The 19,137-nt window shown below is 37.9% G+C and carries 17 protein-coding genes and 1 tRNA gene; 5 read left to right on the forward strand and 13 right to left on the reverse strand.

Translation table 11 applies throughout. The features are described from left to right. Positions 1–49: 49 nt before the first annotated feature. Both ACST14_RS01375 and nspC read left to right on the forward strand, forming a co-directional pair. Positions 50–1,264 (forward strand): saccharopine dehydrogenase family protein, encoded by a 1,215-nt coding sequence (locus ACST14_RS01375; RefSeq protein WP_459459804.1) that lies wholly within the window; start codon positions 50–52, stop codon positions 1,262–1,264. 1 nt (position 1,265) lies between these two features. Continuing rightward, positions 1,266–2,396 carry a carboxynorspermidine decarboxylase gene (nspC, locus tag ACST14_RS01380; protein WP_459459806.1) on the forward strand — a complete coding sequence of 377 codons (1,131 nt, stop codon included), beginning with the start codon at positions 1,266–1,268 and terminating at the stop codon, positions 2,394–2,396. A 1-nt stretch (position 2,397) separates the two neighbouring features. On the opposite strand, the gene ACST14_RS01385 is transcribed toward nspC, so the two are convergent. The 11 genes from ACST14_RS01385 to ACST14_RS01435 form a co-directional block, all read right to left on the reverse strand. Further along, positions 2,398–2,471 (reverse strand) — tRNA-Ala (locus ACST14_RS01385). A gap of 1 nt (position 2,472) precedes the next feature. Then, entirely contained in the window at positions 2,473–2,994 is a 522-nt protein-coding gene (locus ACST14_RS01390; protein ID WP_459459808.1) for a hypothetical protein, read from the reverse strand. 1 nt (position 2,995) lies between these two features. Further along, entirely contained in the window at positions 2,996–4,048 is a 1,053-nt protein-coding gene (hisC, locus tag ACST14_RS01395) for a histidinol-phosphate transaminase (RefSeq protein ID WP_459459810.1), read from the reverse strand. Continuing rightward, positions 4,045–5,313 (reverse strand): histidinol dehydrogenase, encoded by a 1,269-nt coding sequence (hisD, locus tag ACST14_RS01400; RefSeq protein WP_459459812.1) that lies wholly within the window; start codon positions 5,311–5,313, stop codon positions 4,045–4,047. Before hisD ends, hisC begins: the two co-directional genes overlap by 4 nt. Before the next feature lie 2 nt (positions 5,314–5,315). Continuing rightward, positions 5,316–6,179 carry an ATP phosphoribosyltransferase gene (gene hisG, locus ACST14_RS01405; protein ID WP_459459814.1) on the reverse strand — a complete coding sequence of 288 codons (864 nt, stop codon included), beginning with the start codon at positions 6,177–6,179 and terminating at the stop codon, positions 5,316–5,318. A 58-nt stretch (positions 6,180–6,237) separates the two neighbouring features. After that, positions 6,238–7,872, reverse strand: coding sequence for a 2-oxo acid dehydrogenase subunit E2 (locus ACST14_RS01410; protein WP_459459816.1), 1,635 nt, complete (start codon positions 7,870–7,872; stop codon positions 6,238–6,240). A 73-nt stretch (positions 7,873–7,945) separates the two neighbouring features. Continuing rightward, on the reverse strand, positions 7,946–9,733 hold the full coding sequence (lepA, locus tag ACST14_RS01415; RefSeq protein ID WP_459459818.1) for a translation elongation factor 4: 1,788 nt from the start codon (positions 9,731–9,733) through the stop codon (positions 7,946–7,948). A gap of 76 nt (positions 9,734–9,809) precedes the next feature. Then, positions 9,810–11,099: an aminopeptidase P family protein gene (locus tag ACST14_RS01420; RefSeq protein WP_459459820.1), complete on the reverse strand. Its 1,290-nt coding sequence runs from the start codon at positions 11,097–11,099 to the stop codon at positions 9,810–9,812. Between the two features lies 1 nt (position 11,100). Then, a complete protein-coding gene (locus ACST14_RS01425; protein WP_459459822.1) occupies positions 11,101–11,643 on the reverse strand; it encodes a class I SAM-dependent methyltransferase in 543 nt (180 codons plus the stop codon). Between the two features lie 283 nt (positions 11,644–11,926). Beyond that, complete coding sequence (locus ACST14_RS01430) at positions 11,927–12,682, reverse strand: 3-keto-disaccharide hydrolase (RefSeq protein ID WP_459459824.1); 756 nt, start codon at positions 12,680–12,682, stop codon at positions 11,927–11,929. Positions 12,683–12,751: 69 nt separating this feature from the next. Continuing rightward, the gene (locus ACST14_RS01435) at positions 12,752–12,895 is read right to left on the reverse strand and encodes a hypothetical protein (RefSeq protein ID WP_459459826.1); all 144 of its coding nucleotides are present in this window, start codon (positions 12,893–12,895) and stop codon (positions 12,752–12,754) included. 91 nt (positions 12,896–12,986) lie between these two features. Here ACST14_RS01435 and hisS point away from each other — a divergent pair, with 91 nt between their 5' ends. Beyond that, the gene (hisS, locus tag ACST14_RS01440; protein ID WP_459459828.1) at positions 12,987–14,348 is read left to right on the forward strand and encodes a histidine--tRNA ligase; all 1,362 of its coding nucleotides are present in this window, start codon (positions 12,987–12,989) and stop codon (positions 14,346–14,348) included. Here the strand turns inward: hisS and pgi are convergent, their stop codons facing one another. After that, on the reverse strand, positions 14,349–15,995 hold the full coding sequence (gene pgi / locus ACST14_RS01445) for a glucose-6-phosphate isomerase (protein WP_459459830.1): 1,647 nt from the start codon (positions 15,993–15,995) through the stop codon (positions 14,349–14,351). A 98-nt stretch (positions 15,996–16,093) separates the two neighbouring features. Beyond that, on the reverse strand, positions 16,094–16,729 hold the full coding sequence (locus tag ACST14_RS01450; protein WP_459459832.1) for a peroxiredoxin: 636 nt from the start codon (positions 16,727–16,729) through the stop codon (positions 16,094–16,096). Positions 16,730–17,146: 417 nt separating this feature from the next. Between ACST14_RS01450 and ACST14_RS01455 the strand changes: the two genes are divergently transcribed. Both ACST14_RS01455 and sufB read left to right on the forward strand, forming a co-directional pair. Then, positions 17,147–17,611, forward strand: a complete 465-nt coding sequence (locus ACST14_RS01455) for an Lrp/AsnC ligand binding domain-containing protein (RefSeq protein WP_459459834.1) — start codon at positions 17,147–17,149, stop codon at positions 17,609–17,611. 76 nt (positions 17,612–17,687) lie between these two features. Beyond that, positions 17,688–19,136, forward strand: coding sequence for a Fe-S cluster assembly protein SufB (sufB, locus tag ACST14_RS01460; protein ID WP_459459836.1), 1,449 nt, complete (start codon positions 17,688–17,690; stop codon positions 19,134–19,136). Position 19,137 lies beyond the last annotated feature (1 nt).

The raw sequence follows: 19,137 nt of genomic DNA on the forward strand, positions 1-19,137 counted from the left end.
TGGTTTTTAGCCTTTGATGTACTATTTTTGCATTTCTTTTTAAAATGATATGTCTAAAAAAATTGTAATTATTGGTGCAGGTGGTGTAGGTAATGTAGTCGTAAAAAAATGTGCGATGAATCCAGCCTCTTTTTCTGAAATCGTTTTAGCTTCCCGTACTTTATCTAAATGTGATGCAATAGCAGCTGAATGCGCCGCTATTGGTTTACCCACAGTGATTAAAACAAGGAAAGTAGATGCGGATAATGTACCGGAGTTAGTGGCTCTATTTCAAGAAGAAAAGCCATTTATGGTGATAAATGTTGCTTTACCCTACCAAGATTTAACTATCATGGATGCTTGCCTTGAAGCAGGCGTTCATTATTTAGATACAGCTAATTACGAGCCTAAAGAGGAAGCTAAGTTTGAGTACTCCTGGCAATGGGCTTATCAAGATAAATTCAAGAAGGCCGGACTAATGGCTTTATTAGGCTGTGGTTTTGATCCGGGTGTAACTGGAGTCTATACCTCTTATGCTAACAAGCATTACTTCGATGAGATGCATTACCTGGATATCATCGATTGCAATGCAGGTGATCATGGAAAGGCTTTTGCAACGAATTTTAATCCGGAAATAAATATCCGTGAGATAACTCAAAAAGGTAAATATTGGGAAAACGGACAATGGATTGAAATTGAGCCTATGTCCATTCACAAAGCGATTGATTACCCTAATATAGGGCCTAAGGAATCTTATTTATTATTTCACGAAGAACTAGAATCTTTAACAAAGAACTTTTCCACGTTAAAGAGAGCGCGTTTTTGGATGACTTTTGGTCAAGCGTATTTAACGCATTTAGAGGTTTTACAAAACGTAGGTATGACTTCGATTGCTCCTATTAAATTTAAAGGAATGGATATTGTTCCTTTAGAGTTTCTTAAGGCTGTCTTACCAGAACCTGGTTCATTAGGGGAGAATTATTCAGGCCAAACTTCTATAGGTTGCCAAATCAAAGGTATAAAAGACGGCAAGGATGTGACTTACTATGTTTGGAATAATTGCCATCATGCGGATTGTTATAAAGAAGTTCAAGCTCAGGGAGTTAGTTATACAACTGGAGTGCCTGCTATGATAGGAGCGTCCTTAATGGTAGATGGCACTTGGTTTACCCCTGGTGTATTTAACGTCGAGGAATTTAATCCAGATCCTTTTATGGAATTATTAAATATCCACGGTTTACCTTGGGATGAACTGCATAATATCACCTTACCTCACGAATATTAATATGTCTTATTATCCTTCAATTCCATCTCCTTGTTATGTATTGGAGGAAAATTTATTGATTAATAATCTGGAACTTTTACATAAAGTTCAACAGGAGGCAGGTATTGAAATTATTTGTGCTTTAAAAGGTTTCTCTTTTTACCACGAATTTCCCTTAGTCAAACAATATTTAGCGGGAGCTACAGCCAGCTCTTTGAATGAAGCTCGCTTAGCTAATGAAGAAATGGGTGTTAGACCTCATATCTATTCTCCTGCGTATTTAGAATCAGAATGGGACGAACTTGCCCGTTACGCGGGCCATATCACCTTTAATTCGCTGAATCAATACCATCAATTTAAAGATCGTGCCCATAAAGATGGTATCTCCTGTGGTCTTCGCATAAATCCAGAATATGCTGAGGTGGAAACTGAGATGTATAATCCTTGCGTGGCTGGTTCTCGTCTAGGTATCCGCCGTTCAGATTTAGGTGAATTACCTGCTGGGATTGAAGGATTGCATTCACACACACTTTGCGAGAATGACTCTTTCGTTTTGGAACGCACATTAGCGGTAATTGAGGAGAAATTCGGTGATTTATTGCCATCTCTCAAATGGTTGAATCTAGGGGGTGGTCATTTAATTACCAAAGATGATTACGATGTGGCGCATTTAATCACTCTATTAAAAAGATACCGCGAAAAATATCCTAACCTGCAGATCATTCTAGAACCAGGTTCAGCTGTGGGCTGGCAAACTGGTTTTTTGAAATCGACAGTTTTAGACATAGTGGAATCAGCTGGTATTACGGTGGCCATTTTAGATGTTTCCTTTGCTGCACATATGCCAGATACATTGGAAATGCCCTATAAGCCACGAATTCGGGGTGCTAATTCTGTGCCTGAAAAAGGAAAGCCTACTTATCGTTTTGGAGGAATGACCTGTCTAGCGGGGGATTTTTATGGAGATTATTCTTTTGAAAAACCACTACTTATCGGGGATGAAATCATCTTAGAAGATATGATTCATTATACGATGGTGAAGACGACGACTTTTAATGGCGTTAATCTACCCAGTATAGGTAAAATTGACAAAATTGGTCAATTTCAACTACTTAAGTCCTTTGGATACGCATCTTTTAAAGATCGTTTATAAGTGGAGAAGATCGGGCTCGAACCGACGACCTCTTGCATGCCATGCAAGCGCTCTAGCCAACTGAGCTACATCCCCATTAAAAATTTACTTTTACCCCTACACCGCCTTGTATGTGTAGAAAAAATGGATTGGGCAATAGTTCTGTGTATAGGCCTAATTCAGCAAAGAAGGATAAATTAGGTGCATCAATAGGGAAATACTCTAATCCTGCTATACTGGCAGCTCCTAATCCACGCTTTGTTTCGGGGAATATGGAATTATCTAAGAACAAATTTCTGGAAACAAACTGAGGACCCGCTCCATAATAATAATGTAAATCAGAGTTGACTAGGGTAGGGCGATGCCATAAATAAAGCGCGTTTACGGAGAAGCCGATGTTTTGAAAGGAGCCACCTTGATAAGAACGATTTGTTCCCCAAAGTCCACCATATGATCCAAAATTAAATTCTACCGCATTTTTTCCACTAGGCAAATAACGTTTAACCATAAAACCGCCCGGTTCTCCTACTCTAAAACCCGCTGCCCAATCTTTCATCTGTGCCTTTGCTACTGAAAGGCTACAAAATAGAAATACGAATAGGCAAATACGTTTCAACATCTTAGGCTGAATAGAATTTTGTGATTAGATAAACTAATTTATCGTTTTCTTCTGATATCCCAACCGTTATTCGAATAGAATCTTCACATAATGCCACAGAACTTCGATTTCTGGTGATTAGTTTGGATTCAATTAAATAGTCAAATAATTTATTGGCATTTTTAAAATGCACTAAGATAAAATTAGCATCGGAGGGATAAATTTTGACAACTTCCTTAATTGATGATAACCTCTCTACTAATCGGGTTCTTTCTGCCAAAATCAAGGCTACAGATTCTTTCTTAAAATGAGGGTTAGCTAAAGCCTTGACTACAATTTCCTGAGTGGCACCTCCTATATTATAGGGTGGTTTAATCTTATTAAGTAATGCTATGATGGCCGAATCTGCAAAAGCCATTCCTAGGCGAAGGGAGGCGAGCCCGTATGCTTTAGAAAGTGTTTGCAAAACAATCAATGAAGGATATTGAGCTAATTCTAATACGAAACTAGGTTCATCTGAAAAATCAATATAAGCCTCATCGATGATAATAAATCCTGTTTTAAAAGATGCGGTTAAGGAATAGATATCAGATCGTTTCAGCTTATTGCCTGTCGGATTATTAGGTGAACAGATGAATAATAAGCGTGTATTCTCGTCTATGGATTGCAGAATACCGGCTACATCTAATTGATAATCCTTTGTAAGACTAACTTTTCGCTGCTCGATGTTATTAATGGAGGCACTCACTTCGTACATTCCATACGTAGGAGGGCAAAGAATAATATTGTGTACTCCTGACTGACAAGTCATTCGCATGATTAAATCGATAGCCTCATCAGATCCATTTCCCAAGAATATCTGATCTGTGTGACAAGACTTAATCGCTGCAATTTGTTCTTTTATAGCTAATTGAAGGGGATCAGGGTAACGATTCCATTTTTCGGAAAGGCCTGATCCTACTGGGTTTTCATTCGCATCTAAAAATACGCCCTCTTTCCCTTTAAATTCATCTCTTGCAGATGAATAAGGTTTTAAGTTCCAAATATGCTCTAATATGAATGTTTTGAAATTCATAAGCGATTTAATCTAACTTTAACGGCATTAGCGTGCGCCTGAAGCGATTCTGCTTCTGCCATGGTAATAATGGTTTCCCCTAATTGGGTTAAACCCTCTTTTGAGATGGACTGTAAAGTAATTTTTTTAGTAAATGAATCTAAATTAACTCCAGAATAAGCTCTTGCAAATCCATTGGTAGGAAGTGTGTGGTTTGTTCCTGAAGCATAATCACCCGCAGATTCTGGTGTATAATTACCTAAGAAAATAGAGCCGGCATTTCGAATGTCATCTGCGAATGCTTCCGCCTTATCGCAGGCTAAGATTAAGTGTTCCGCTGCATATTCGTTTAATAAATCTAAGGCATCTTTTTCGTTAGCTACTAATACGAATTTAGAATTGGCCAAAGCTTTTTCGGCTAATTCTTTTCTCGGTAGAGCTATCCACTGTGATTCGATTTCTGAGATTGTATCTGATATAATGTCAGCGGAAGTACTTACTAGAATGACCTGTGAATCTATTCCATGTTCTGCCTGTGAAAGTAGATCGGAAGCGATATAAGAGGGAATAGCAGTAGAATCAGCATATACAGCCACCTCGGAAGGACCTGCTGGCATATCAATGGCTGTTCCTAACCTATTAGCATACATTTTTGCAGCTGTTACATATTGATTTCCAGGACCAAAAATTTTATATACCGCAGGAACACTTTCTGTTCCGACACTTAAAGCAGCGATAGCCTGAGATCCACCGACTTTGGCCATCTTCGTAATACCACAAAGTTTAGCGGCATAAAAAATAGCTGGGTGAACTCCTGGCGTACAAAGTACAACCTCTAGACAACCCGCAATGCGAGCTGGTATCGCTAACATTAAAACGGTAGAAAATAGAGGAGCAGTTCCTCCTGGAATATAAATACCTACTTTATCTATACCCGTTGCTTTTTGCCAACAGAAAACTCCTGGATTAACCTCAATTTTAGTGGAAACTAATTTCTGGGCCTCATGAAAGGTATAAATATTCGCATAAGCCTGATCAATTGCTTTTTGTAAAGTTAGATCTGTTTGAGCCGCTTTTTGACTAATTTCATCTGCGGTATATAAGATATCTGTAATTTCTCTCTTTTCGAAAGTAGCCGTTAAATCACGTAAGGCTTGATCCCCTGACTTTTTTACCTGAGTAAAGACATCGGCAATTAATGACTCAAGGGTTCCTTGCTCTAGAGAAGGTCTTTCGCAAATGCTAGCGTATTCTGATCGAGATGGATATTGAATTTGCTTAAACATAATTAAAGAATCATTTTTTCAATTGGTAACACTAAAATACCTTCTGCACCCGCATCACGTAGGTTCTCTATGATGTTCCAAAAATCATTCTCTTCTATTACAGAATGTAGTGAAAACCAACCTTTTTCAGCTAGCGGTAGGATAGAAGGTGATTTCATCCCAGGCAATAAAGCGGTAACCTTCTGTATATTCTCTTCTTGAACATTTAATACTACATATTTAGCATTTTGGCCGCGTTGCACGGAGTCAATTCTAAATAAAAGCTTAGCTAAAAGTGCTTTCTTTTCAGGACTCAAAGATGAGTTAGAAATCATGACAGCTTGACTTTGGAAGACTGTGGCAACCTCTTTTAATCCGTTACTTAATAAAGTTCCACCTGTGGAAACAATGTCGCATATGGCTTCAGCTAAACCTATGCTAGGAGCGATTTCTACTGAACCAGAGATCTCGTGCGTTTCAGCTTTTACGCCATTCGCTTGTAAAAATTGACTCGTTAAATTAGGATAAGACGTAGCGATACTTTTACCTTCAAAAAAGCTTAAATCCGTATACTTCTCACTTCTTGGTACGGCTAAAGAAAGTCGGCACTTAGAGAAACCTAATTCTTTAACAATATCCACTTTTCGGGTGTGTTCCATTAATACGTTTAAACCGATCACTCCTAGATCAGCTACGCCATCTTCCACGTAACCTGGAATATCATCATCACGTAGGAATAAAAATTCAACGGGGAAGTTGCTAGATATCGAACGAAGCTTAGATCCTCCTGATTCAAATTTTATTCCACATTCTTTAAATAACTTTAAAGAATCATCACTTAAGCGTCCAGACTTTTGTACAGCAATTCGAATTGTAGTTGTGCTCATTAGGGTATATATCTAAAAAAGCAAGCCTCGATGTTATTCGAGGCTTGCAGAATCAATTTTATAAAAACATTTTGATTGGGTCCTCCAGGTATTGTTTTAGGGTTAACAGGAACGCAGCCCCTGTTGCACCGTCTACCACGCGATGATCACATGTCAAAGTTAGTTTCATAATGTTCGTAGCATAGAATTGACCATTCTTTACACCTACGGTCTCTTTAATTCCACCTACAGCTAAAATACAAGACTCAGGGGAGTTAATGATTGATGTAAACTGATCAATGCCAAACATACCTAAATTAGAAACGGTAAATGTATTACCCTCCCAATCTTTAGGTTGCAATAATTTATTCTTAGCCTTAGCGCCTAAATCTTTAGCCTCTGCTGAAATTTGCGCAATCGATTTCTCTGACGCGAAACGAATAACAGGTACTAACAATCCGTCTTCAACCGCCACAGCCATACCGATGTGCACATGTTTGTTCACACGAATACGGTCTTCCATCCAATACGAATTAACTTTCGGGTGTTTTGCTAATGATAAAGCAGTTGCTTTTATCACCATATCATTGAAGGATATTTTTATAGGGAATGTATCGTTCATGCTAACACGAGCTTCCATTGCCTTGTCCATATTGATTTCCATCGTTAGATAGAATTCTGGAGCACTAAATTTAGACTCAGATAGACGACGCGCAATCGTTTTACGCATTTGGCTGTTCGGAATGTCTTCGAAACTCTCCACACCACCCGTAAAATTAGCGTTTGCTCCTCCTGAACTAGGATTGTATTCTTCTATATCTGCTTTTGTGATTCGGCCACCTTCTCCCGTTCCCGTGATCCAGTTTAAGTTATATCCTTTTTCTTTTGCCAAAGCACGAGCTAATGGACTCGCTTTAGAATCAGCACCTGGTTTCGCTGCTGTTTTTTCTTCTGCTACTGGTGCTTTAGTTATTACTGGTGCAGGTGCACTAGCCGCCACGGTTGCTACCGCCGGTGCAGATGCAGCTGGCGCAGACACTGCTGGAGCAGGAGCAGACGCCTTAGGATTTGCCTCTGCATCTAATATTAACTGATAATTAGCACCAGGCTCACCTACGATAGCAATAATGCCATCTACGATAACCCCTTGACCTTCTTTTGCTCCAATATATAATAAAGTGCCATCTTCATAGTTTTCTAATTCCATGGTGGCTTTATCTGTCTCTACTTCAGCGATAATATCTCCGCTTTTAACGACATCACCTACGGCTTTTAGCCATTTAGCAATCACGCCTTCAATCATCGTATCGCTCATTTTAGGCATACGAACCGCGGCAGCTTTTACTCCGCTTAAATCAACACTTGCTGCAATTGCTTCTGCTACTGGTGCAACTGATGAGGAAACAGGTTCTGAAGCTACAGGAGCTGAAGCAGGAGTGGATGCTGGTGCAGCTAATAAGGATGAATAATCTTCACCCGGTTTACCAACAATAGCGATGATGCCATCCACAGGAACAGCTTCACCCACCTTTACGCCAATGTATAGCAAAGTACCGTCTTCATAATTTTCTAATTCCATTGTTGCTTTGTCTGTTTCAACTTCAGCAATAATGTCACCAGATTTGATAACGTCGCCCTCCTTTTTTAGCCAGTTTGCGATCACACCTTCTAGCATGGTATCGCTCATCTTAGGCATTCTAATAACTTCAGCCATCTTATTTTATTTGAAAGTTTAAAATTACGCCTTAAACCCTGTTTTTAAAAATTTTATGAGATAATTATTCTCTTTAATCAAGTTTCAGAACGGCCATAAATGCTTCTTGTGGGATTTCGACGTTTCCTACTTGTCGCATGCGTTTTTTACCTTTCTTCTGCTTCTCTAATAATTTACGTTTACGCGAGATATCTCCACCATAACATTTGGCCAAAACATCCTTACGCAATGCCTTCACCGTTTCTCTAGCGATGATCTTCAGACCAATTGCCGCTTGAATCGCAATCTCAAATTGTTGTCTCGGGATCAATTCACGTAATTTCTCACACAAACGCTTTCCCCAATCATAGGCCTTATCCCGGTGGACAATGGCAGATAAGGCATCTACTTTGTCCCCGTTTAACATGATATCTAACTTAACCATGTCACCTGGTTCGTAATCTTTGTATTCGTAATCGAGTGAAGCATACCCTCTAGAAATCGTCTTTAAGCGATCAAAGAAGTCAAAAACAACTTCAGATAATGGCATGTCAAACGTTAACTCAACGCGATCCGTTGTCAAGTAAATTTGATTGACTAAAATCCCGCGCTTGTCCATACAAAGACTCATAATCACGCCCGTATATTCAGACTTTGTGATGATTTGTGCTTTAATGTACGGTTCTTCAATGATGTCGATTAAATTAGGTTCTGGCAATTCTGCAGGAGCAGAGACCCACAATTCTTCCTTTGCAGTCGTAATTACCTTAAATTTTACTGAGGGTACTGTCGTAATGACAGTCATATCAAATTCGCGTTCTAAACGTTCTTGCACAATTTCCATGTGCAACATGCCAAGGAAACCACAACGAAAGCCAAAACCCAGGGCTGCCGATGTTTCTGGTTCCCAAACAAGGGACGCATCATTTAGCTGCAGTTTTTCCATCGCATCGCGAAGATCTTCAAATTCAGACGTCTCTACTGGATAAATACCCGCAAAAACCATTGGTTTTACTTCTTCAAAACCTTGAATAGCCGTTAAGCAAGGATTAACTACTTGGGTAATGGTATCACCGACTTTTACTTCTTTAGCCTCTTTAATACCCGATATTAAGTAGCCTACGTCACCCGTTTTAATAATTTGTTTGGGCTCTTGCTCTAAACCTAAGGTGCCTATTTCATCCGCATAGTATTCTTTACCTGTATTGATAAACTTTACTTTATCCCCTTTGCGAATTTCTCCATTATATACGCGGAAAATTACTTCGATACCTCGGTATGAATTAAAAGTAGAATCAAAAATTAAAGCTTGTAATGAGCCTTCAGGATTACCTTTAGGGGCCGGAATGCGTGCTACTACCGCATCTAAAATGTCTTGTATACCTATTCCTTCTTTACCAGAGGCATGAATAATGTCTTCTTTTTTACAGCCAATTAAGTCAATGATTTGGTCAGAAACTTCATCCGGCATAGCCCCAGGTAAATCAATCTTGTTTAAAACAGGAATGATTTCTAAATCATGGCTGATAGCTAAATAGAGATTAGAAATGGTTTGTGCTTCAATACCTTGAGACGCATCCACAATTAATAAAGCACCTTCGCAAGCAGCGATTGAACGAGAAACCTCATAGGAGAAATCGACGTGACCGGGCGTATCTATTAAGTTGAACGTATACAATACTCCGTCTTTTGGGTATTGCATTTGAATAGCATGTGATTTTATGGTGATTCCACGTTCGCGTTCTAAGTCCATATCATCGAGCAATTGATTCATCATATCTCGCTTTTGAACGGTATTCGTGAATTCAATTAATCGATCGGCTAACGTACTTTTACCGTGATCAATATGGGCAATGATGCAAAAATTACGCAGGTGTTTCATATAGAATTATTTCTCCTCAGGGCGGACCCCGTTAACTAAGCTACAAATATAGCCAAAACAAGGCAGTTAACCCGTTTTATTGATTCATTAAATCTTCAATTTCCTCCCAATTCAATGGAATATTTTTCATCAAATTAATATTCTCTCCCTTTTTTATCACTAGGTTATTTTCTAAACGGATACCTAATCCCTCTTCTTGGATATAAATACCAGGTTCACACGTTAAAACCATGCCTTCCTGAAAAGGTTTGTATTTATCCCAAACATCATGTACATCTAACCCTAGATGATGCGCTACCCCGTGCATGAAGTATTTTTTGAACAAAGGATTCGCTGGGTTTTGATTCCCGACATCCACCCTTGAAAATAAGCCTAAATCTATTAGTTGACCCTCCATGAAACGTTCGACTTCTTTTTGGTAATCTACCCAAAAAATACCTGGCTGCATGATTCTAGTTGCAAAGTCAAGAACAGAATGAACGGCTTGATAAACTTGTTTTTGACGCGGGTTAAATCGACCATTTACGGGAATAGTCCGAGTCATGTCCGCGTTATAATTAGCATAGGATGCCCCCACGTCTAATAGGAGCACATCTCCGTCTCTACATGGCAGTGCATTGTCAATATAATGTAGCACACAGGCATTCGAACCTGACGCAATGATCGGAGTATAGGCAAAACCTTCAGAACGATTCCGAGTAAATTCATGAATAAATTCAGCTTCGATTTCGTATTCTGTTACTCCTGGTTTAGTAAAGTTTAAAACTCGCCTAAATCCTTTTTCGGTGATATCACAAGCCTCCTGCAAAGCCGTTAATTCCTCAGGCTCTTTTTGCATACGTAAATCGCTCAAGATAGGAGCTAGGCGACTAATCGTATGCGAGGGATAGGTATTTTTTAATGTTATCCCTAGTCTAGCATTTTGTGTTTGAACAGACGATGCGTTACGCAAATGCTCATTATCTGTTAGATACAAGTTAGTTGCAGAATAAATTAAGGTTTTTAGTAGGGTGTCAAAGTTAGAAACCCACTGGATATTTTTAATTCCAGAAATAGAGGTGGCTTCCTCCTTGGTGTATTTATGTCCTTCCCAAATCTCAATGAGTTCTGATGTTTCTCTGACAAAGGCTATTTCTCTCCATTGTGGTTCGGGTGCATCAGGATATAAGATTAATAAGGTCTCGTCTTGATCTAATCCCGATAAATAAAATAGATCACTATTCTGTCTGAATCCCATTGTGCCATCCGCATTAGTAGGCATAATGTCATTTGAACTGATGACTACAATAGATTTAGGCGGTAATTGTGCGTACAATTTCGCGCGATTCTTTTTGAATAATTCAGCTGAAAATGGGGTATATCTCATCTTATTTTCGACAAACGTATATAATTTCTTCTAAAGGTAAAGCCATTCTTGTACTTTCACTTAGACCTAATTTCTCGATTAGATTTACGGGCTCTACTTTAAAGCCTGATTTCTCTAATTGCGTTCCATAATCTCGGCCATAAATACGCAAGTGATCATCTTGTAAAAAATGAATTTCTCGTTCTCTTGGGTCGGTAATGCTAGCGTCTTCATACGTAGTTGCAAGATCGTAACGTTGTGGACTTTGGCATAATGCAAAACCCGATGGCTTTAATACACGTCTGATTTCTTGCATACAACGAACATCATCCTTTACGTGCTCTAAAACATGATTACAAAATACCACATCGAAGGTATTATCCTCGAAAGGAATATCATGCAAGTCCATTTTTACTTTTGCCAAAGGACTTTCAATATCCGCTGTTATATATTGGTCCCCTAGATTATTTTCAAAACGTTCAATAAAGCAATACTCAGGAGCAATATGCAATAAATGGGGCTTCTCTGTAAAAAAGGCTGTTTCGTTTTTTAAATATAAGAACATCAATCGATGACGTTCTAGGCTTAGGCAGGAGGGGCAAAGAGCGTTTTCCCGTGGTGTTAGACGCCCGTAAGGCAAGAAATGACGAAATGAATGATCACAAACGGGGCAATAAACTTTATTTCCTTGTAAGAAAATGCTGTAAATTTTAATCAGTCGATGTGCGAATAATTGAATGAATTTTCTCGGGATAAATCGTAAAACCCAGCTGATAAGGTATTTCATAGAAACAAAAAAAGGGAAGGCTTCTCTGTTGAAAACCTTCCCTCCAAAATTAAGAAATTAATTACATTTTTCTTAACCAAATATTGCGATAGCTAACCGCATTTCCGTGGTCTTGTAAACTGATAGGTCCGGGTCCATGAACTGGATTCAAAGGTTGTCCGATATATTCCGTTGTTCCTTGAATCTTTGTATGATTTTGAACGACAATTCCATTGTGAATAACTGTTATATAAGCAGGTGTTTCGATTCCTCCATTAGTGGTAAATAGGGGAGCCGTATAAATAATATCATACGTATTCCAATCCCCCATTTTAGATGAAGCATTCACTAGGGGAGGTGATTGCTTGTAAATGGCACCAGCCTGACCATTACGATAGGTTGGGTTTTGGTAGGAGTTCATTACTTGAACCTCATACATACCCTGCATAAATACACCACTATTTCCTTTTCCTTGACTTTTTAAGGTTTCTGGCTCGATAGGGGATTGCCATTCAATGTGCAATTGGTAGTTTGTGAATTTTTCTTTTGTAGAAATATTACCTGTTTTACCTACTACGGTCATTTTTCCCTCTGCTACTTTCCAAAGCGCTGGAGAACCATCCTTTGCGGATTCCCAGTTATCTAAATTTTTTCCATCAAATAAAACGACGGCATCCGAAGGTATGGTTCCTGGAGTTACAACAGGGATACTTGGTTCCCAATATTCGGTATCGTTTGGGTTAGTAGGATTAACTTTTACGTGTCTGTGATCTTGCGCTAAAATAGACGTTGTAGTGGCTAATAATAGGGTAGAAACGATAAATAAGGTCTTTTTCATTGTTGAATTGGATTTAATGGTGCATAAAAAAACCGGCATAAACCGGTTTAAATATAAAGAATATTATTCTTATTTAGCGAAGCTAGCTTTAATTGCTTCTACATCAACTAATTTGATGGTTGGTCTTTGCTTTAAGATTTTGATAGCTGCAACCTTGTTGTTAGCTACTGCTTTATTTCTTCTGTCTTTACGTTTTAGTCTAGTTACTGCCATGTCTTTGATAATTTGGTTTGCAAAAATAGCTAAAATCGACTATTATCAAAAATATTATAGCATAATTAATTAAATTTGTTTTTTTACAACCATGCAGAAACCAGCAAACGCTCGAGGTACTAGGGATTTTGGTCCTACCGAAATGGCAAAACGTAATTACGTTTTTGACATTATTAAGACTCATTTTCAAGGATTTGGGTTTCAAACAATTGAAACACCAGCTATTGAAAACTTATCTACCTTGACTGGAAAGTATGGTGAAGAAGGTGATCAGCTATTATTTAAAATATTAAATAGCGGAGATTATTTGTCCAAAGTAGAGCCTACTGACATAGATGCTGGTTCTAAATCTTTAACGTATAAGATTTCCGAAAAAGGACTTCGCTATGATCTTACGGTACCTTTTGCTCGTTTTGTCGCGATGAATCGTAATGAATTAGCCTTTCCTTTTCGACGCTATCAAATTCAACCTGTATGGAGAGCAGATCGTCCGCAAAGAGGCCGTTACCGGGAATTCTATCAATGCGATGCGGATATTATCGGTTCCGATTCCTTAGTAAATGAGGCTGAATTAATAGCTTTATTTCAATCTATTTTTTTCTCGTTAAAACTGCGGGTAAATCTTTTTCTAAATTCACGCAAGATTCTTGCTGGAATTGTGGATCGCTTAGATGAAAGTGCACGTTTTTCATCCTTTGCGGTCGCTTTGGATAAATTAGATAAAATTGGTTGGGAGAAAGTGGCAGATGAATTGGTTTCTACCGGATTTACAGAGCAGAAAGTAGAGGCTATAAAGGATTTGGTTTTATTTGAAGGTTCTAATGAGGCTAAAATTGAAAAACTAAGTCAATTTTTTGATGCTAATGTGCTTGGTTTGCAGGGTTTAACCGAAATCAAAGAGGTTTTAAGTTTATCTGAAACGAATGGCTTCTCCTCTGATAATTTGGTTTTTGATTATAAATTAGCTCGTGGTTTAAGTTATTATACGGGATTAATATATGAAGGTAAAGCAGTTGATCTACCTTTTGGATCGATTGTAGGAGGAGGTCGCTATGATGATTTAACTTCTGCTTTTGGCTTACCCAATATGTCTGGGGTAGGTATTTCGTTTGGAATTGAACGTATTTTAGATGTAATGGAAGAGTTAAAGCTTTTCCCTGAAATAGCTACTAGTGCAAGTGCTATTTTGTTTACCTATTTTGATGCAGCTGGGCGAAACGCCTGCTTATCGATGGCAAATGAATTGCGTAAAGCTGGTGTTCCTACGGAAGTATATCCTGATGTAGCGAAGATTAAGAAATCTTTTGAATTTGCTGACAAAAAGAAGATAGCTTTTGTAGCTGTTATTGGTGAAGAGGAACTAAAGGTAGGAAAAGCAAATATCAAAAATATGAAAAATGGAGAACAGAATCTGCTCTCCATTGCTGAAATGATTACTTTATTAAAGCAATAATTATCTCCAAGCTTTAAATTGATTAATCAATCCGTTCGTAGATGAGTCATGTGAAGTGATTTTATCGTTATTTTCTAATTCAGGTAAAATGGAATTAGCTAATTGCTTTCCTAATTCTACTCCCCATTGATCGTAGCTGAAGATATTCCAAATCACCCCTTGAACAAATATCTTGTGCTCATACATCGCGATTAACGAACCTAATGTCGCTGGATCTAGTTGTTTTATTAGGAATGAGTTTGTCGGTTTATTTCCTTCAAAAACCTTGAAAGGAGCTAATTTTTCCACTTCTTCATCGTTCAATCCTGCTTTTTGTAATTCAGCAACTACTACCTCTTTTGATTTCCCGTTCATCAATGCTTCTGTTTGAGCAAAGAAATTAGACATTAAAAGGGTATGGTGATTTGTGATTTTATTATGAGTAACAGCGGGGGCAATAAAATCAGCCGGAATCATTTGTGTTCCTTGGTGAATTAATTGATAGAAGGCATGTTGTCCATTAGTACCTGGCTCACCCCAAATAACGGGACCGGTTGCATAGTTAACACGTTTTCCGGTGCGATCAATTGTTTTACCATTCGATTCCATATCTCCTTGTTGGAAATAAGCTGCAAAACGGTGCATATATTGATCATAAGGTAAAATGGCATGAGTAGGTGCATTAAAGAAATTTACGTACCAAATACCTAGCAAGCCTAAAATAACAGGAATATTACTTTCAAAAGAAGCCGAGGCAAAATGCGAATCCATCGCTTCAGCACCCGCTAATAGGGCTTCAAAATGCTCGTATCCCGCTGCAAGACAAATAGATAGACCTATTGCGGACCATAAAGAGTAACGACCACCTACCCAATCCCAGAATACAAACATATTGGCGGTATCTATTCCAAATTCCGCCACCGCTTTTGTATTAGTAGATAAGGCTACAAAATGCTTAGCAACTGCTGCGTTATCTTTTGCTGAGGCTAAAAACCAATCTCTTGCAGAGAAAGCATTTGCCATTGTTTCTTGCGTAGTAAATGTTTTAGATGCAATTAAAAACAAGGTCGTTTCCGGATTTACTTTCTTTAATGTTTCGGCGATGTGTGTTCCGTCCACATTACTGACAAAGTGTACATTTAATCTTGATTTATAGGGTTTCAAAGCTTCAGTGACCATCACTGGGCCTAAATCTGAACCACCTATGCCAATGTTAACTACGTCTGTGATTTCTTTTCCTGTATACCCTTTCCAAGATCCTGAAATTACTTTATCAGAAAATTCTTTCATTTGGGCTTTAACAGCCTGAATTTTGGGAATAATATTTTCACCATCTACTAGAATCGATGCCGAAGATTTTGCTCTTAATGCTGTATGTAAAACTGAACGTCCTTCTGTTTGATTGATCTTATCCCCATTAAATTGTGCTTTAATAGCCTCTTCTAACCCACATTCTTTTGCTAAAGCCACTAATGACTGAAAGCTTTTTTCATCAATTAAGTTCTTCGAGAAATCAAAAAAGATATCATTAAATGTTTGGCTGTATATAGCTTGTCTCTTAGAATCGCCTTCAAATAGATTGGCAATTGAAGTAGAGGCTAATCTTTCTTGATCAGATTGAAGTGCCTTATAAGCGGAGGTAGAAGTAAAATTTATTGTTGATAACATGCGGATTATATTAATGAGCTACAAAAATAGCCTTTTAAAATAAAAAATGCCAAAATCCACGTTACATGAATGTTGGCATTTTATTAAATAACGCAATTCTACAAATTAGGTTGTGGTGTTTTGCGTAAATAGGGTTTAACCGAAGTAAAGCCTTTAGGGAATTTTGCCACTGCATCCTCATTCGAAACTGACGGAACAATGATTACATCGTCTCCGTTAACCCAATCAGCTGGCGTAGCTACCTGGTAGTTCGCTGTCAATTGCAAGGAATCAATAACACGTAAAATCTCTGTAAAATTACGACCTGTTGAAGCAGGGTAGGTAAGTGTTAATTTGATTTTCTTATCTGGTCCTATTACAAATACTGAACGTACAGTGGCTTTTTCTGATGCATTCGGATGAATCATATCATAAAGCAAGGCAACAGTTTTCTCTGGATCAGCAATGATAGGGAAATTCATCTTCACTGAATTAACCTCTTCAATATCAGGCACCCATTTATTATGGGATTCTAAGCTATCGACTGAAATAGCGATAGGCTTCACTTGGCGTTTTTGAAATTCACCATTTAAAAGAGCCGTTTTCCCTAATTCAGTTGTACATACTGGCGTAAAGTCAGCTGGGTGGCTAAATATTAAAACCCAAGAATCTCCAATGAATTCATGGAAGTTTATGTGTCCTAATGTGGTATCCGCACTGAAGTCTGGTGCGATATCTCCTAATCTTAATGACATGATATGGGGGTCTATAGATTTAAACTAGTTTGTCTATCAAATATATAGATTTATGATTTAATAAAAAAGCAATCTTAAAATAAGATTGCTTTTAACATTACACTTCATCAACAAACTAAAAACAAATTTAATTAAATAGCTGTAGGAGAAGGATTCGAACCTCCAAGGTGCAGTTAGCCTCGACACAGAACTGATTTAGTGGTCAACCCATTATGCCGTGTTTATCCTGAACTCACCACCCCCGAGACAGGAGGGCACGTCTGCCAATTTCATCACCCTACAGTGAAAATTATTACCTTTGCAATAATTAGTAGGACAAATATAGATGGAGATTTTTAATTTTTCAAAATTTTTCAAATAAAAATGTCTTTTTTTGCATAATTTATAATTTGTACCTGATATAATTACGAAAATTCAATGGAAAAGAAGTTTGAGCTAGATCCTTTAGATTATAAAATTTTAGAAATTTTAGTCAAAGACGCTAATTTACCCTACACCGAAATCGGAACAAGATTAGATGTATCTGGTGGAACGGTTCATGTAAGGATGAAAAAAATGGAATCGATGGGTATAGTAAAAGGAGCTCAGTTATTGATTGATTATGCAAAAATAGGATGGGATATAACGGCTTTTTTAGGTATCTATTTAGATAAGAGTAGTTTATATGAAGATGTAGCTAAGCAATTAGAACAAATTCCAGAAGTGGTTAATATTCACTACACGACCGGTATTTATTCTATTTTTGTTAAAATAATTTGTCGGGATACCCAACATTTGCGGGAAGTACTACACGATAAGATTCAGCGAGTTACTGGGATTCAACGCACAGAAACTTTTATTTCTCTAGAAGAAAGTTTAATAAGAAATACACCTTTATTATAATTGTTTAGACTAATTCTAAACTAAGTCTATTTTTCTCCAAAATCCTTTTGTAATTTTGTAATCTAAATGCAAAATCATGGCAGAGAAGGTAGACGATATTTTACAAGAAGTTACTTCATCCGATTATAAATACGGATTTGAATCTCATTTTGAGACAGATGAAGCTCCTATTGGTTTAAGTGAATCCATTATTCACTTTATTTCAGAAAAGAAGAACGAACCAGATTGGATGCTTGAGTGGCGCTTATCAGCGTATCGTTATTGGAGAACATTAGCGGAACCTGATTGGGCTAATTTATTATATACTCCCACTAAATACGATGAGTTAAAGTATTATTCTGCTCCAGTTCAAAAGAAGCAGTTAAATTCTTTAGATGAAATTGATCCAGAATTACGCCGAACTTTTGAAAAATTAGGTATTTCTTTAGATGAGCAAAAACGTCTATCTAATGTAGCAGTTGATGCTGTGATTGACTCAGTTTCTGTCGCGACCACTTTTAAAGATACCCTGTTAGAGAAGGGGGTGATTTTTTGCTCTATTTCAGAGGCCGTAAGAGAATATCCTGAGTTAATCAAAAAATACTTAGGATCAGTAGTTCCCGTTAAAGATAATTATTTTGCAGCCTTGAATAGTGCTGTTTTTTCAGATGGCTCATTTTGTTATATACCTAAAGGCGTTCGTTGCCCGATGGAATTGTCTACTTATTTCCGAATTAATGCTTCAGGTACAGGTCAATTTGAGCGTACTTTAATCGTGGCGGAAGATGAGTCTTATGTTAGTTATTTAGAGGGTTGTACTGCTCCTATGCGTGATGAGAATCAATTGCACGCAGCTGTGGTGGAGATTTATGTGCACGCTGGAGCCGAGGTGAAGTATTCGACGGTTCAAAATTGGTATCCTGGAGATAAAGAAGGGAAGGGTGGAATCTATAATTTTGTGACTAAGCGTGGAATATGTGATGGCGCTCACTCGAAGCTATCATGGACGCAAGTAGAAACTGGTTCAGCCGTAACTTGGAAATATCCATCTGTTATTTTAAAAGGGGATTATTCGATCGGTGAGTTTTATTCCGTGGCTGTTACTAATAATTATCAGCAAGCTGATACAGGGACCAAAATGATACACCTAGGTAAGCATTCTAAGTCTCGCATTGTTTCTAAGGGTATTTCAGCTGGTTTTTCGCAAAACTCCTACAGAGGTTTAGTTCAAGTAGCTAGAAAAGCAGATGGAGCTAAGAATTTCTCACAATGTGATTCTCTTTTATTAGGTGATAAATGCGGGGCACATACATTTCCTTATTTGGAAGTGAAGAATAATACAGCGTCTGTTGAACACGAAGCAACGACGTCTAAAATAGGAGAAGATCAAATCTTTTATTGCAATCAGCGTGGTTTGAGTACAGAAACTGCCATTGCTTTAATTGTTAATGGATATGCTAAAGAGGTTTTAAAACAATTGCCAATGGAATTTGCTGTAGAAGCGCAAAAATTGCTGGCGATTTCCCTAGAAGGGTCAGTAGGTTAAT

This window comes from Aquirufa sp. A-Brett2-15D (assembly GCF_054558735.1).

Excerpts from the sequence above, each read along its gene's own strand:
- ACST14_RS01425 (WP_459459822.1), bottom strand. The coding sequence starts at position 11,643 with ATGTTCTTATATTTAAAAAACGAAACAGCCTTTTTTACAGAGAAGCCC.
- nspC (WP_459459806.1), top strand. The coding sequence starts at position 1,266 with ATGTCTTATTATCCTTCAATTCCATCTCCTTGTTATGTATTGGAGGAA.
- ACST14_RS01375 (WP_459459804.1), top strand. The coding sequence starts at position 50 with ATGTCTAAAAAAATTGTAATTATTGGTGCAGGTGGTGTAGGTAATGTA.
- ACST14_RS01450 (WP_459459832.1), bottom strand. The coding sequence starts at position 16,729 with ATGTCATTAAGATTAGGAGATATCGCACCAGACTTCAGTGCGGATACC.
- ACST14_RS01390 (WP_459459808.1), bottom strand. The coding sequence starts at position 2,994 with ATGTTGAAACGTATTTGCCTATTCGTATTTCTATTTTGTAGCCTTTCA.
- ACST14_RS01410 (WP_459459816.1), bottom strand. The coding sequence starts at position 7,872 with ATGGCTGAAGTTATTAGAATGCCTAAGATGAGCGATACCATGCTAGAA.
- hisD (WP_459459812.1), bottom strand. The coding sequence starts at position 5,313 with ATGTTTAAGCAAATTCAATATCCATCTCGATCAGAATACGCTAGCATT.
- ACST14_RS01430 (WP_459459824.1), bottom strand. The coding sequence starts at position 12,682 with ATGAAAAAGACCTTATTTATCGTTTCTACCCTATTATTAGCCACTACA.
- ACST14_RS01435 (WP_459459826.1), bottom strand. The coding sequence starts at position 12,895 with ATGGCAGTAACTAGACTAAAACGTAAAGACAGAAGAAATAAAGCAGTA.
- ACST14_RS01420 (WP_459459820.1), bottom strand. The coding sequence starts at position 11,099 with ATGAGATATACCCCATTTTCAGCTGAATTATTCAAAAAGAATCGCGCG.
- pgi (WP_459459830.1), bottom strand. The coding sequence starts at position 15,995 with ATGTTATCAACAATAAATTTTACTTCTACCTCCGCTTATAAGGCACTT.
- sufB (WP_459459836.1), top strand. The coding sequence starts at position 17,688 with ATGGCAGAGAAGGTAGACGATATTTTACAAGAAGTTACTTCATCCGAT.
- lepA (WP_459459818.1), bottom strand. The coding sequence starts at position 9,733 with ATGAAACACCTGCGTAATTTTTGCATCATTGCCCATATTGATCACGGT.
- hisG (WP_459459814.1), bottom strand. The coding sequence starts at position 6,179 with ATGAGCACAACTACAATTCGAATTGCTGTACAAAAGTCTGGACGCTTA.
- ACST14_RS01455 (WP_459459834.1), top strand. The coding sequence starts at position 17,147 with ATGGAAAAGAAGTTTGAGCTAGATCCTTTAGATTATAAAATTTTAGAA.
- hisC (WP_459459810.1), bottom strand. The coding sequence starts at position 4,048 with ATGAATTTCAAAACATTCATATTAGAGCATATTTGGAACTTAAAACCT.
- hisS (WP_459459828.1), top strand. The coding sequence starts at position 12,987 with ATGCAGAAACCAGCAAACGCTCGAGGTACTAGGGATTTTGGTCCTACC.